Source organism: Niveispirillum irakense DSM 11586 (genome assembly GCF_000429645.1).
In the GTDB taxonomy this organism is placed as follows: domain Bacteria; phylum Pseudomonadota; class Alphaproteobacteria; order Azospirillales; family Azospirillaceae; genus Niveispirillum; species Niveispirillum irakense.
Window position 1 is genome coordinate 493915 of record NZ_KE386934.1, and the last position, 13054, is coordinate 506968.

11 protein-coding genes are annotated in these 13054 nt (G+C 61.6%); all 11 read right to left on the reverse strand.

What is annotated here, in order from left to right:
- Positions 1–94: 94 nt before the first annotated feature.
- On the reverse strand, positions 95–1780 hold the full coding sequence (locus tag G473_RS0121340) for a ribonuclease J (RefSeq protein ID WP_051330552.1): 1686 nt from the start codon (positions 1778–1780) through the stop codon (positions 95–97).
- Positions 1752–2579 (reverse strand): type III pantothenate kinase, encoded by an 828-nt coding sequence (locus tag G473_RS28245; RefSeq protein ID WP_051330553.1) that lies wholly within the window; start codon positions 2577–2579, stop codon positions 1752–1754. The genes G473_RS0121340 and G473_RS28245 overlap by 29 nt, the downstream gene beginning before the upstream one ends.
- Before the next feature lie 6 nt (positions 2580–2585).
- The gene (locus G473_RS0121350) at positions 2586–3371 is read right to left on the reverse strand and encodes a biotin--[acetyl-CoA-carboxylase] ligase (RefSeq protein ID WP_051330554.1); all 786 of its coding nucleotides are present in this window, start codon (positions 3369–3371) and stop codon (positions 2586–2588) included.
- Between the two features lie 7 nt (positions 3372–3378).
- Positions 3379–4827 carry an NADH-quinone oxidoreductase subunit NuoN gene (gene nuoN / locus G473_RS0121355; RefSeq protein WP_029014781.1) on the reverse strand — a complete coding sequence of 483 codons (1449 nt, stop codon included), beginning with the start codon at positions 4825–4827 and terminating at the stop codon, positions 3379–3381.
- A gap of 3 nt (positions 4828–4830) precedes the next feature.
- Complete coding sequence (locus G473_RS28250) at positions 4831–6423, reverse strand: NADH-quinone oxidoreductase subunit M (RefSeq protein ID WP_084438461.1); 1593 nt, start codon at positions 6421–6423, stop codon at positions 4831–4833.
- Between the two features lie 18 nt (positions 6424–6441).
- Positions 6442–8379, reverse strand: a complete 1938-nt coding sequence (nuoL, locus tag G473_RS0121365; RefSeq protein ID WP_029014782.1) for an NADH-quinone oxidoreductase subunit L — start codon at positions 8377–8379, stop codon at positions 6442–6444.
- A 10-nt stretch (positions 8380–8389) separates the two neighbouring features.
- Entirely contained in the window at positions 8390–8698 is a 309-nt protein-coding gene (gene nuoK, locus G473_RS0121370) for an NADH-quinone oxidoreductase subunit NuoK (RefSeq protein WP_029014783.1), read from the reverse strand.
- 5 nt (positions 8699–8703) lie between these two features.
- Positions 8704–9312 carry an NADH-quinone oxidoreductase subunit J gene (locus G473_RS0121375; RefSeq protein WP_029014784.1) on the reverse strand — a complete coding sequence of 203 codons (609 nt, stop codon included), beginning with the start codon at positions 9310–9312 and terminating at the stop codon, positions 8704–8706.
- A gap of 108 nt (positions 9313–9420) precedes the next feature.
- Entirely contained in the window at positions 9421–9909 is a 489-nt protein-coding gene (gene nuoI, locus G473_RS0121380) for an NADH-quinone oxidoreductase subunit NuoI (protein ID WP_029014785.1), read from the reverse strand.
- Positions 9910–9961: 52 nt separating this feature from the next.
- Positions 9962–10981 (reverse strand): NADH-quinone oxidoreductase subunit NuoH, encoded by a 1020-nt coding sequence (nuoH, locus tag G473_RS0121385; RefSeq protein WP_154667507.1) that lies wholly within the window; start codon positions 10979–10981, stop codon positions 9962–9964.
- A 6-nt stretch (positions 10982–10987) separates the two neighbouring features.
- On the reverse strand, positions 10988–13054 hold the full coding sequence (nuoG, locus tag G473_RS0121390) for an NADH-quinone oxidoreductase subunit NuoG (protein ID WP_029014787.1): 2067 nt from the start codon (positions 13052–13054) through the stop codon (positions 10988–10990).

Sequence of the window (13054 nt, forward strand, 5' to 3'; positions counted from 1 at the left end):
AGAGATAGCGGCGGGCGGGGATTGGGAAAACCCCTGCCCGCCGCGACAAATAGCATCACAAACGGTTCCGAGACCCAATATCCATCAGACCGGGTCAAATCCGGACCAGATGAACCTCGGTGATCGGCTTGCGCCCCTGGGTGCTGGAGAAATTGCGCCGTACAGCAACGCGCGCCGCCTCTTTCACCGCCGCATCATCCTGGCGGGCGGAACGGGTGAGTTGCTCAACAGCCCCGCGCACACGCATGACCAGTTCGGCCTGTTCCTCCTCGTACTCATCCTCCTCCAGCAGCCCCATGACCGCGACCTTTGGGCCGGCCAGAAACTCACCACGCGGTGTCATGACCAGGGTGACCACGACCGCGCCGCTATGGGCCATGCGGGTACGGGACCGCAGGGCCTGATTGTTCATGGGCACGATACGCTTGCCGTCGACACACAGGCGGCCCGCATGAACATGCCCCAGCACCCCTGCCGGCCCCGGTGCCAGACGGATGACAATCCCATCTTCCGGGATCAGCACCTCTGGCACCTGACAATCCTGGGCAAGATCGGCATGGGCTGCCAGATGGCGGGCCTCACCATGGACCGGGATGGCCACCTGCGGGCGCACCCACTGATACATCTGTACCAGCTCTTCCCGCGCAGGATGGCCGGAAACATGGACGAAAGCATCGTCGGCCGTTACCACCTTGATGCCCCGGCGCAACAGATTGTTCTGGATCTTCGCAATGGCCTTCTCATTGCCGGGAATTTCCCGGGCAGAGAAGATCACCACATCATCACGCTCCAGCGTAACATCAGGGTGGTCGCCGCTGGATACACGCGACAAGGCGGCGCGCGGTTCCCCCTGGCTGCCGGTGCAGATCAGCACCACCTTTTCCCGCGGTACATAGCCCGCCTCATTCTCGGTCAGGAAAGGCGGCAGATCGGCCAGATAACCATTGGCCCGGGCCGCTTCATTGATGCGCCATAGCGACCGGCCCACCAATGCCACCTGCCGGTCATGGGCATGGGCCGCCTGGGCGATGGAATGCAGCCGCGCCACATTGCTGGCAAAGCAGGTCACGGCAATCCGGGTGTCATGATACTGGCCGAACAACTCGACCAGACTATCCCGCACCTCTGCCTCTGATCCCGACCGACCGGGCACCAGGGCATTGGTACTGTCGCAGACCATCGCCGATACGCCTTCCCGGCCCAGGCGCTGCAACGCTTCCTCATTGGTCAGCATGCCGACCACGGGATCGGGGTCCAGCTTCCAGTCCCCGGTATGCAGGACGGTGCCGGCGCCCGTGCGGATCACGACGCCATTCGGCTCCGGGATGGAATGGGTCAGGCTGATCAGTTCGATATCGAAAGGACCGATATTCGTCCGCCCGCCCAGCGGGATGATATGGACCGGCACTTTGTTTTGCAGGCCCTTTTCGACCAGTTTGGCCTTCAGGAAACTGGCCGCAAACGGCGTACACCAGACCGGAACGCGCAAATCCTCCCACAGATAGGGGATGGCACCGATATGGTCCTCATGGGCATGGGTGACCAGGATGCCCACCAGATTGGATAACCGCTCTTCAATAAAGCCGGTATCCGGCAGGATGATTTCCACGCCGGGGGTCGTTTCGTCACCGAAACTGACGCCAAGATCCACCATCAGCCATTTGCCGGCATGCTGGTACAGGTTCAGATTCATCCCGATTTCGCCAGACCCGCCCAGGGGCACGAAATGCAGGGCAGCGGGATCGAAATCCTTATCCGTCAGATGCTTCTTGTCTATCATACGATCCTGTTTTCAGTCGGGGGCTGTTGCGTTCATGGATTAACCGGAGACCCCGCAACGTCAGGTCTCCATCAATATGGTGGATCAGGTCGCTGCCCTCGGCGAACAGGCGCACAAGGCCGCCCGTGCCGATCACTGTCACGGGGGTCAGCCCATCGGGTGACAATTCAGCGATGATCCGTTTCAAAATACCTTCGATCAGACCGGTATAGCCCCAGAACATACCCGACTGCATGGCGCCCACCGTCCCCCGGCCGATCGCCGTAGCGGGGCGCACAATATCAACCTTGGGCAATTGGGCGGCCACCTTGTGCAAGGCGTCCAGGGACAGGGCGGGACCGGGGGCGATAACGCCACCCAGAAAATCGCCCGCGGCATCGACCACGTCAAACGTGGTGCCAGTGCCGATATCAATCACGATCAATGGCGTGGGATAAGCGGCAACGGCGGAAACCGCGTTGACCACCCGGTCTGCACCGGCCTCACGCGGGTTATCCAGCTTGATCCGGATGCCCAGATCGACATCCGGCGCACCCACACGCATCGGTTCGCAGCCGAAATGTTCTTCCGCCAGTTTAGTCAAAGCGTAAGTCTGGGAAGGCACCACCGAGGACAGGATGGCATCGGTGATATCGGCCGGGGAAAGCCCCTTCATCCCCATCAGGCTGATCAGCCAGACGGCATATTCATCGGCGGTGCGGCGGCTGTCGGTGGAGATGCGCCAATGGGCCCGCTTCTCCGCCCCATCGAACACGGCGAACACGACATTGGTATTGCCGGCATCAATGGCCAACAGCATCGGCCCCTACCCCTCAACACCGAAAAAAATATCACCAGCGGTAACCCGCCGGACAACGCCGCTGCAATCCACCAGCAGCCCCCCGTCCATATCCAGATCAACCAGGGTGCCGGTGAAGGTTTCTGTTGCCAATCGCACCGTTACCGGCCCGCCCACGCCCTGCGCCGCATTCAACCACGCGGCACGGATGGGCGCGAACCCCTGCTCCAGCCACCGCCGGTACCAGATATGGAAATGGCGTGCATAGGATGCCATGACAAGTCGGGCATCAACATCTGGGGTCGCCCCCGCTGTCCGCAGGGACGTTGCGGGATAGGAAGCCTCAACGGGAAATGAGGCAACATTGATGCCGGTGCCCAACACCAGCCAGTCCACCGCCCCGCCGGGCCCAGGTTCGGACTCCAGCAGGATGCCTGATATTTTGGCCCCACCGACCAGAACATCGTTGGGCCATTTCAGGGTCGGACGACCAGGGATCAGCTCCGCAACGGCCTCCGCCACAGCCAGCGCCGCGACGAAGGAAACGAGCGCCGCCTGAGCCGGTGGCAGGCCGGGCCGCAGCACCAGGGAACAGGCGAGGTTACCTTCCGGGCTGGACCATTCCCGCCCCCGGCGGCCCCGCCCGGCTGTCTGCCGGTCGGCCCGAACCAATGTTCCTTCCGGCGCGCCCTGGCGGGCCAATTCCTTGGCCTCATCATTGGTGCTGCCGCAGCTTTCAAGCTCTACCAAATAGAAGAACGCGGGCAGCAGAGCTGCCCGCGTTGCTTCACCATGTTCCTGTGCCGCGGCCATGAACCGCTCAGCGAAGGCTGAACAGAGAGGCCGCCGCCGCCGCCGCACCACTGGTGATCGGCGACAGGAAGAAAATATAGACCGGGAAGACGAACAAAGCCGCGGCCGCAACCACCACACCCGTCACCGGAGCCGGACGGTCGAGCGTCTCCGTCACATCATCAAAATACATGACCTTGATGACGCGCAGGTAATAGTAGCAGCTGATGCCCGAGGCGATGACGCCGATGATGGCCAGGATATACAGCTCGGACTGGATGGCCGGCAGGAACACCGCCCACTTGCCCCAGAAGCCCGCCGCCGGCGGCACACCCGCCAGCGACCACATGAAGATGGCCATGGCGAAGGCCATCATCGGGTGGGTCTTGGACAAGCCTGCCAGATCCGCAACCTCTTCCACCGCGCGGCCATTCTGACGCATCGACAGGATGATGGCGAACACACCGACATTCATGGCGAGATAGATCGCCAGATAGATCAGCACGCCGCGCACACCTTCCTGGCTGCCGGCCGACAGACCGACCAGCGCATAACCAATATGGCCGATGGAGCTGTAGGCCATCAGACGCTTGATGTTCTTCTGCTGGATGGCGCCAAGAGCACCCACGACCATGGAGGCCGCCGCGCAGAACCAGATGACCTGCTGCCACTGGGCCAGCATGTCCCCGAACGGACCGACCAGAACCCGGATGAACAGGGTCATGGCCGCCACCTTCGGCGCCACCGCAAAGAAGGAGGTGACAGAGGTCGGCGCACCTTCATAAACGTCCGGCGTCCACATATGGAACGGAACGGCAGAAATCTTGAAGGCCAAACCAGCAGCGACGAACACCATACCGACGACCACGCCCAGCGACGGGCCATTGGCCAGCACTTCGGCCAGACGGTCAAAGCTGATCGTCCCGGCGAAGCCATAGACGAGGCTGGAGCCGTACAGCAGCAGACCGGAAGACAGGGCGCCGAGGACGAAGTACTTCAGACCGGCTTCGGACGACTTTGCGGCATCACGCTTGAATGCAGCCAGCACGTAAAGCGCCAGCGACTGCAATTCCAGCCCGACATACAGGGCAATCAGGTTATTGGCCGAAACCATCCCCATCATGCCAAGCGTGGCCAGAACGACCAGCACCGGATATTCGAAGCGGGCAACCCGCTCCTTCTCCAGATAATTGATCGACAGGATAATCGACAGGCCAGAGGCCGTGAGGATCAGCAGCTTGGCGAAAACCGCGAACGGGTCGGTGACAAACAGGCCGTTGAAAGTGACGGACCGTTCCGCCACCCCTGGACCCGTAACCGCCAGATAGCCGGTGCAGATCAGCACCGCCACCGCCAGCCAGGAAACCAGACGAAGGGAGCCTTCACCCCGGAAGACGCCGACCAACAACAGCGCCATGGCGGCAACGGCCAGGAAGATCTCCGGCAAAGCAGGGATCAGATCGGGAAAGGTTGCCATGGCTCAGTTCTCGCTCGCCTGATCGGCCACCGGCTGCCCGACATGGGCGGCCGGTACGGTCTCTTGGGTAACGTGGGCAGTCTGGGTCGGCTGGGCTTCAATCAGCCCGGCCGCCTGCAGGGAAGCCTGATGATCCGCCAGGATCTTCTCCAGCGTCGGGTTATAGACATTCTGGAAGCTGGCCGGATAGACGCCCATGATGATCACAATGGCGACCAGCGGGGCGAACAGGGTTACTTCACGCCAGTTCAGATCCTGCATCGCCTTCACTTCCGGCTTGTCCAGCTTGCCGAAGAACAGCTTGCGGAACAGCAGCAGCATATAGGCGGCACCCAGGACCAGACCGGTGGCAGCGAACAGACCGACCCAGGTATTAGCCTGGAAGGCCCCCAGCATGGTCAGGAATTCACCGACGAAACCGGAAGTGCCCGGCAGGCCGACAGAGGCGAACATGAAGATGGCGAACACCACCGCATAGCGCGGCATGTTCTTGGCCATGCCGCCATAAGCAGCCATCTCGCGGGTATGCAGACGGTTATACGCAACGCCGATGCACAGGAAGAGCGCGGCCGACACGAAAGTGTGGCTGAGCATCTGGAACATTGCCCCGTCCAGACCCTGCTGGTTCATGGTGAAGATGCCCATGGACACGTAACCCATATGGGCCACGGAGCTGTAGGCGATCATCTTCTTCATGTCGGTCTGCGCCAACGCCACCAGGGAGGTGTAGATGATGGCGCCGATCGACATCACGAACACCAGATCCTGGAAGTAGAAGCTGGCTTCCGGCAGCATCTGGATATTGGCGCGGATCAAGCCATAACCACCCATCTTCAGCATCACGCCGGCCAGCATGACCGAACCAGCGGTCGGCGCTTCCACGTGGGCGAACGGCAGCCAGGTATGGGCCGGCCAGATCGGCGTCTTCACCGCGAAGGCGATGAAGAAGGCGAGCCACAGCCAGATCTGCATGTTGCCGGGGAAATTGAAGTCCACCAGCACCCGCATATCCATGGTCCCGGCCGTCAGATACATGGCCAGGATGGCCAGCAGCATCAGCACCGAACCCACGAAGGTGTAGATGAAGAACTTGTAGGAGGCATAGACACGGTTGGGGCCGCCCCAGACACCGATCAGCAGGAACATCGGCAGCAGCACCCCTTCGAAGAAGAAGTAGAACAACACGAAGTCCAGCGCGGTGAACATGCCGATCAGCATGGTCTCCAGGACCAGCAGCGCGATCATGAATTCCTTGACGCGCTTTTCAACCGCATCCCAGGAGGCCATGACGCAGATCGGCGTCAGCAGGGTAGAGGCCAGGACGAACCAGACCGAAACACCATCCACGCCCTTGATATAGGCGATGTTGAAGGCCGGCAGCCAAGCCACCTCCTCCACCATCTGGAAGCCGGGGTTGGACGGGTCAAAACCGGTCAGGATGAACAGCGAAACGATAAAGGTGATGATCGACGTCCACAGCGCCACACTCTTGGCGTTGCGCGCGACATTCTGCTCTTCCCCACGGATGAGGAAGATGAACAGCGCGCCGACAAGGGGCAGGAACGTCGTCAGCGAAAGGATCGGCACATCGGCCATTTCGAAAGACTCCCTACCTCAGCGCGCCAGGAAGAACCAGCCGGCCAACGCGACCACGCCGATCACCATCACAAAAGCATAGTGGTACACGTAACCCGACTGGACGCGGCTGGTGATGGCCGACAGGCCACGGGTCACCTTGGCCGCCCCATCGGGGCCCAGACCGTCGATGATCGCCACGTCGCCCACCTTCCACAGACCGAAGCCAAGCTTTATGGCCGGACGGACGAACAGGGCATTGTACAGCTCATCGAACATGTACTTACGGAACACGAAAGCGTGGATCGCTTTGAAGGTGCCAACAAAGGCGCCCGGCAGGCTCGGCACAAACATGTAGAACACATAGGCCAGCGCGATACCCGCCAGACCCGCCACCAGCGGGGCATAGGGCACCCAGCCCGGCACATGATGGGCCGCCTCGATAATCGTGCCATGCTCACCGGACAGCATGAAGACGCTGCCGGACCAGAACTCGTTCATCGAATGGCCGACGAACCAATCCTTGGCCACGATACCGGCCAGCACCGCACCCACGGCCAGCACGAACAGCGGCAGCAGCATGACCATCGGGCTTTCATGCACATGCGCCATCACCTTCTCAGAAGCGCGCGGCTTGCCGTGGAAGGTCATGATCAGCAGACGCCAGCTATAGAAGGCGGTCATGAAGGCAGCGGCGATACCCATCCAGAAGGCGAAGGTACCGATGCCGGTATGCTTGGCGAAGGCCACTTCCAGGATCATGTCCTTGGAATAGAAGCCGGCGAAGATCGGGATACCGGCCAGTGCCAGATTACCAATCCACATCATCGCGTAGGTGACGGGGATCTGCTTCCAGATGCCGCCCATGTTGCGCATGTCCTGTTCATCGGACATGGCATGGATCACCGAGCCGGCGCCGAGGAACAGCAGCGCCTTGAAGAAGGCGTGGGTCATCAGGTGGAACACGGCCGCCGGGTAGGCACCGACACCGATGGCGAAGAACATGTAGCCAAGCTGGCTCATCGTCGAATAGGCGATGACGCGCTTGATGTCGAACTGGGTCAGGCCAATGGTCGCCGCAACGAAAGCCGTCAGCGCACCCAGCACCGTTACCACTTCCAAGGCGACCGGAGCATATTCGAACACCGGGCTCATGCGGGACAGCATGAACACGCCGGCGGTCACCATGGTGGCCGCATGGATCAGCGCCGACACCGGGGTCGGGCCTTCCATGGCGTCCGGCAGCCAGGTGTGCAGGCCCAACTGGGCCGACTTGCCCATGGCGCCGATGAACAGCAGCAGGCAGGCGCAGGTCAGTGCATGGACCTGGAAGCCCAGGAAGTGGAAGGTGGCATCGGCCTTGGAAGCGGCCTGATCGAAGATCGCGTCGAACTGCACCGTGCCGAAGATGACGAAGATCGCCATGATACCCAGCGCGAAGCCGAAATCGCCGACGCGGTTGACCAGGAACGCCTTCATGGAAGCGTCGTTGGCACTCTTCTTCTCGTACCAGAAATTGATCAGCAGGTAGGAGGCAACGCCCACACCTTCCCAGCCGAAGAACATCTGCAGCAGGTTATCCGCCGTCACCAGCATGAGCATCATGAAGGTGAAGAGCGAGAGGTACGACATGAAGCGTGCCCGGCTCGGATCATGGCTCATATAGCCAACCGAGTAGACATGCACCATCGAGGAGACACCATTCACCACCACCAGCATGACGGCGGTGAGCGTGTCGATCCGCAGCGACCACGACACTTCGAAGGTGCCGCTATCGATCCAGGTGAAAAGATTGATGGTCCGCGCGGCCTCGGGGCCGCCGAAGCCGACCTCAATGAACAGCAGAACCGACAGCACAGCGGCGGTCAGGACACCGAGACAAGTGACGATCTGGGCCCCCCGGTCGCCGATCAGGCGCCCGAAGAACCCGGCGATGAAGGAGCCCAACAGGGGCAGGAAGATGGCAGCGATTTCCATGATGCCCGCCTCAACCCTTCATCATGTTGATGTCTTCAACCGCGATCGTGCCGCGGTTGCGGAAATAGACCACCAGGATCGCCAGACCGATCGCCGCCTCCGCGGCGGCCACGGTCAGGATGAACATGGTGAAAATCTGCCCGACCAGGTCATTGAGATAGACCGAGAAGGCCACCAGATTGATGTTGACGGCCAAGAGGATCATCTCGACCGACATCAGGATGATGATGACGTTCTTCCGGTTCAGGAAGATGCCGAACACGCCGATGGTGAACAGCACCGCCGACAGGATCAGGTAATGCGAAAGTCCGACTTCCAACATGATCAGACGCCCCCCCGCGTCGGAACCTTACGCAGAGCGACAACTTCGTCGCGCTTGCGGTCAAGCTGCTGGCCGATCTGCTGGCGGCGGACACCCTTGCGCGACCGCAGGGTCAGCACGATGGCGCCGATCATCGCGACCAGCAGGATCAGGCCGGAAGCCTGGAAGGCGTAAACGTAATCGGTGTAGAGGATATGGCCGATGGCCTGGGTATTGGTGAGTTCCGACGCCGGCGGGATGGCGCTGGCGGAACCGGCAGCCTCAATCGGGCCCACCAGTTGCGTAGCGGCCAGGAAGCCCAGCTCGACGATCAGGATGGCACCCACCACCAGACCAACCGGGAGATAGCGCAGGAAACCCTGCCGCAATTCCTGGAAGTTGATGTCGAGCATCATCACGACGAAGAGGAACAGCACCGCGACCGCGCCGACATAGACGATGACCAGGATCATCGCCACGAATTCAGCCCCGATCAGGACGAACAGAGCCGCAGCACTGAAAAAGGCCAGGATCAGGAACAACACCGAGTGAACGGGGTTCTTGGCGGTGATGACCCGCACGGCCGAAGCCAGCAGGATCGCGGCGAACACGAAGAATGCGATATTCACCATGGTTACGCCGCCTCCGGCGCGGGTCGATTGCTGAAACAGGTCACGGAGGATACTCCGGGCGAAGGGCAGGCGGACGGTCCGGCGGGATCGCCGGAACGCCAACGGTTTTTATCGGTACGGCGCATCTGCCGCAAGGTTGGCCGCGATCTGGGCTTCCCAGCGGTCCCCGTTCGCCAGCAGCTTGTCCTTGTTATAGAACAGCTCCTCGCGGGTTTCCGTCGCGAATTCCAGGTTCGGCCCCTCGACGATGGCATCGACCGGGCAGGCCTCCTGGCACAGACCGCAATAGATGCACTTCGTCATGTCGATGTCGTACCGCGTGGTCCGGCGGCTGCCATCCTCACGCGGTTCGGCCTCGATGGTGATGGCCAGGGCCGGGCAGATCGCTTCGCACAGCTTGCAGGCAATGCAGCGTTCTTCGCCGTTGGGATAACGGCGCAGCGCATGTTCACCGCGGAAGCGCGGGCTGATCGGCCCGCGCTCATACGGATAGTTGATGGTCGCACGTGGGCGGAACATGTAGCTGAACGTCAGCGCCATGCCCTTCACAAGCTCCACCAGGAACAGGCCGCGCGCGGTACGGTCGAGCAGGGCCATCGGTCACCTCCATCACCGGGTGGGGCATTCCCCCACCCGCTTCCCCAAAAAATCAGTTCGGCAGCAGATCGAAATAGACGAGCACACCGGCGGTCAGGACGACCCAGATCAACGAGAACGGCAGGAACACCTTCCAGCCCAGGCGCATCAGCTGGTCATAACGGTAACGCGGCAGCGTCGCACGCACCCAGATGAAGCAGAACAGGCAGAAGCAGATTTTGAAGATGAACCAGAGCGGCCCGGGGATCCAGTTGAGCGGCGCAATATCCAGCGGCGGCAGCCAGCCACCGAGGAACAGCACGCTGGTCATCGCGCTCATCAGGATCATGTTGATATATTCGCCCAGGAAGAACAGGGCGAAGGTCATCGACGAATATTCAACGTTGAAGCCGCCGGACAGTTCGGACTCACCTTCCGGCAAGTCGAACGGCGCACGGTTGGTCTCCGCCAGCGCCGAGATGAAGAAGATGATGAACATCGGGAACAGCGGGATGAAGAACCAGACGGTCTTCTGCGCTTCCACAATCTTCGACAGGTTCAACGATCCGACGCAGAGCAGCACGGTGATGATCACAAGGCCGATGGAGACCTCATAGGACACCATCTGCGCCGCGGCACGCAAACCACCCAGGAAGGCGTATTTCGAGTTCGACGCCCAGCCCGCCATGATGATGCCATAGACACCCAGCGAACTGATGGCGAAGAGGTAGAGGACGCCGACATTGATATCCGCCAGCACCAGACCGGCCCCGAACGGGATCACCGCCCAGGCGACCAGCGCCAGAAGGAAGGTGAGCATCGGCGCCGCGACGAAGACCACCCGGTTGGCACCGGCCGGAATGACCGTTTCCTTGCCAAGCAGCTTCAAACCGTCAGCAAACGGCTGCAGCAGACCGAAGGGACCGACCATGGCCGGTCCCTGGCGAAGCTGCATCGCCGCCATCACCTTGCGCTCGAAATAGGTCAGCATGGCCATGCCGATCAGCAGCGGCACGGCGATAACCAGGATCGATGCGACGATCCGGATAATCAGCGGCAACTGATCCCACAGTTGGGCCAAAGTCTCGAACATCGTCGCTTACTCCGCAGCGGCGGCCGGCAGAGCCGGCTTCAGGAAGGCTTCCGTACATTGCGCCATCGTCTGCGACGCGCGGCTGATCGGATCGGTCATGTAGAAATTTTCGATCGGCGAGGCGAAATGCGCATCGGCAACGGTACCAGCCTGACCGAACGGCCCCCACACGGCCGGAACCAGACGGTCCAGCGTCGCAAAGACCGGGTTCGCCTGTGCCATGCGCTGACGCAACTGGCCCAGCGTGTCATAGCCCAGGGCCTGGCCCAGTTCCCCGGACAGCGCGCGCAGGATCTTCCAATCCTCGCGCGCCTCACCCAGCGGGAAGGTGGCGAAGCGGGCATGCTGCACACGGCCTTCGGTATTGACGTAGGTGGCGTTCTTTTCCGTGTAGGCGGCACCCGGCAGGATCACATCGGCGCGATGCGCGCCACGGTCACCATGGTGGCCCTGATAGATCACGAAGGCCTTGCCCAGCTTGGCACCGTCGATCTCGTCAGCACCCAGCAGATAGACCGCCTCGATCTCACCGGACTGCGCACCGGCCAGGATACCGGCCAGATCGCGACCACCGGGACCCGGCAGGAAGCCGGCATCCAGCGCACCCACACGGCCAGCGGCCAGATGCAGCACGTTGAAACCGTTCCAGTCCTCGCGCACGGCCCCAACAGTCTCGGCAATGGCACGGGCGGCTGCCTGAACGGCCAACCCATCGCCACGGCGCAGCGCCCCGGCACCCAGGATGATCAGCGGGTTCTTGGCGGCCTTCAGCGTTTCCACAAAGGGGTGGGAACCATCGGCCAGGGCCGACAGAACCGAACCGCTATTGCCCAGGAATTGCGTCGGGTAGGTCAGGTCGAAATTCTGGCCGACGACGGCAACCTTCTTCAGCTTGCCGGTCAGGTAGGTCTTGCGGATGCGGGCATTGACCAGCGGGGCTTCCCAACGCGGGTTGGTGCCGATCAGCAGCACGACATCGGCATTCTCAATCCCGGCAATGCCGCTATTGAAAATGTAACCGGCGCGGTTGCTGGTATCGAACTGCGCGCCATCCTGGCGGCAATCCATGTTCGCCGAACCCAACCCGGTCAGCAGATCCTTCAGTGCCACGACGCTTTCGACATCGACCAGATCACCGGTGATCCCGGCAATCTTATTCCCCGGCACATTGGCCAGACGGGTCTTGATGGCGGCAAACGCCTCAGCCCAGGTGGCCGGCTTCAGCTTGCCATCGGCGCCACGCACATAGGGACGGTCCAGGCGCTGACGCTTCAAGCCGTCGATGGCATAGCGCGTCTTGTCGCTGATCCATTCCTCGTTCACATCCTCGTGCAGGCGCGGCAGAACACGCAGCACTTCGCCACCACGGGCATCGACGCGAATGTTGGAGCCAACGGCATCCATCACATCAATGCTCTCGGTCTTGCGCAACTCCCAGGGGCGCGCATTGTAGGCGTAGGGCTTGGAGGTCAGCGCGCCGACAGGGCATACATCAACCAGATTGCCCGACAATTCGGAATTCACGCCGGCTTCCAGGGCCGGGGTGATTTCCAGATGCTCGCCACGGGCCAAGCCGCCCAGGGCCGGCACGCCGGCAATCTCATCCACGAAGCGGATGCAGCGGGTGCACTGGATGCAGCGGGTCATATAGGTCCGGATCAGCGGCCCCATATATTTGTCCGTCACCGCCCGCTTGTTCTCCTCATACCGGCCACGGTCATAGCCATAGGAGACAGCCTGGTCCTGAAGATCACACTCACCGCCCTGGTCGCAGATCGGGCAATCCAGCGGGTGGTTGATCAGCAGGAATTCCATCACGCCCTTGCGGGCCTTATGGACAGTATCGGTATTGGTCTTGACGACCATCCCCTCGCCCGCTGGCATGGCGCAGGACGCCACCGGCTTCGGGCTGCGCTCCACCTCGACGAGGCACATGCGGCAGTTGGCGGGAACAGACAGGCGCTCATGGTAGCAGAAGCGCGGCACCTCGATGCCGAGCTGCTCGCACGCCTGAAGCACGGAGGTGCCGGGGGCGACTTCGACCTCGATACCGTCGATTGTAAGCTTGGGCAT

Coding starts and splice junctions, on each gene's coding strand:
- nuoH (WP_154667507.1), bottom strand. CDS start 10,981: ATGTTCGAGACTTTGGCCCAACTGTGGGATCAGTTGCCGCTGATTATC.
- nuoN (WP_029014781.1), bottom strand. CDS start 4,827: ATGGCAACCTTTCCCGATCTGATCCCTGCTTTGCCGGAGATCTTCCTG.
- G473_RS28245 (WP_051330553.1), bottom strand. CDS start 2,579: ATGCTGTTGGCCATTGATGCCGGCAATACCAATGTCGTGTTCGCCGTG.
- G473_RS0121350 (WP_051330554.1), bottom strand. CDS start 3,371: ATGGCCGCGGCACAGGAACATGGTGAAGCAACGCGGGCAGCTCTGCTG.
- G473_RS0121375 (WP_029014784.1), bottom strand. CDS start 9,312: ATGGTGAATATCGCATTCTTCGTGTTCGCCGCGATCCTGCTGGCTTCG.
- nuoI (WP_029014785.1), bottom strand. CDS start 9,909: ATGGCCCTGCTCGACCGTACCGCGCGCGGCCTGTTCCTGGTGGAGCTT.
- nuoL (WP_029014782.1), bottom strand. CDS start 8,379: ATGGAAATCGCTGCCATCTTCCTGCCCCTGTTGGGCTCCTTCATCGCC.
- nuoG (WP_029014787.1), bottom strand. CDS start 13,054: ATGCCCAAGCTTACAATCGACGGTATCGAGGTCGAAGTCGCCCCCGGC.
- G473_RS28250 (WP_084438461.1), bottom strand. CDS start 6,423: ATGGCCGATGTGCCGATCCTTTCGCTGACGACGTTCCTGCCCCTTGTC.
- G473_RS0121340 (WP_051330552.1), bottom strand. CDS start 1,780: ATGATAGACAAGAAGCATCTGACGGATAAGGATTTCGATCCCGCTGCC.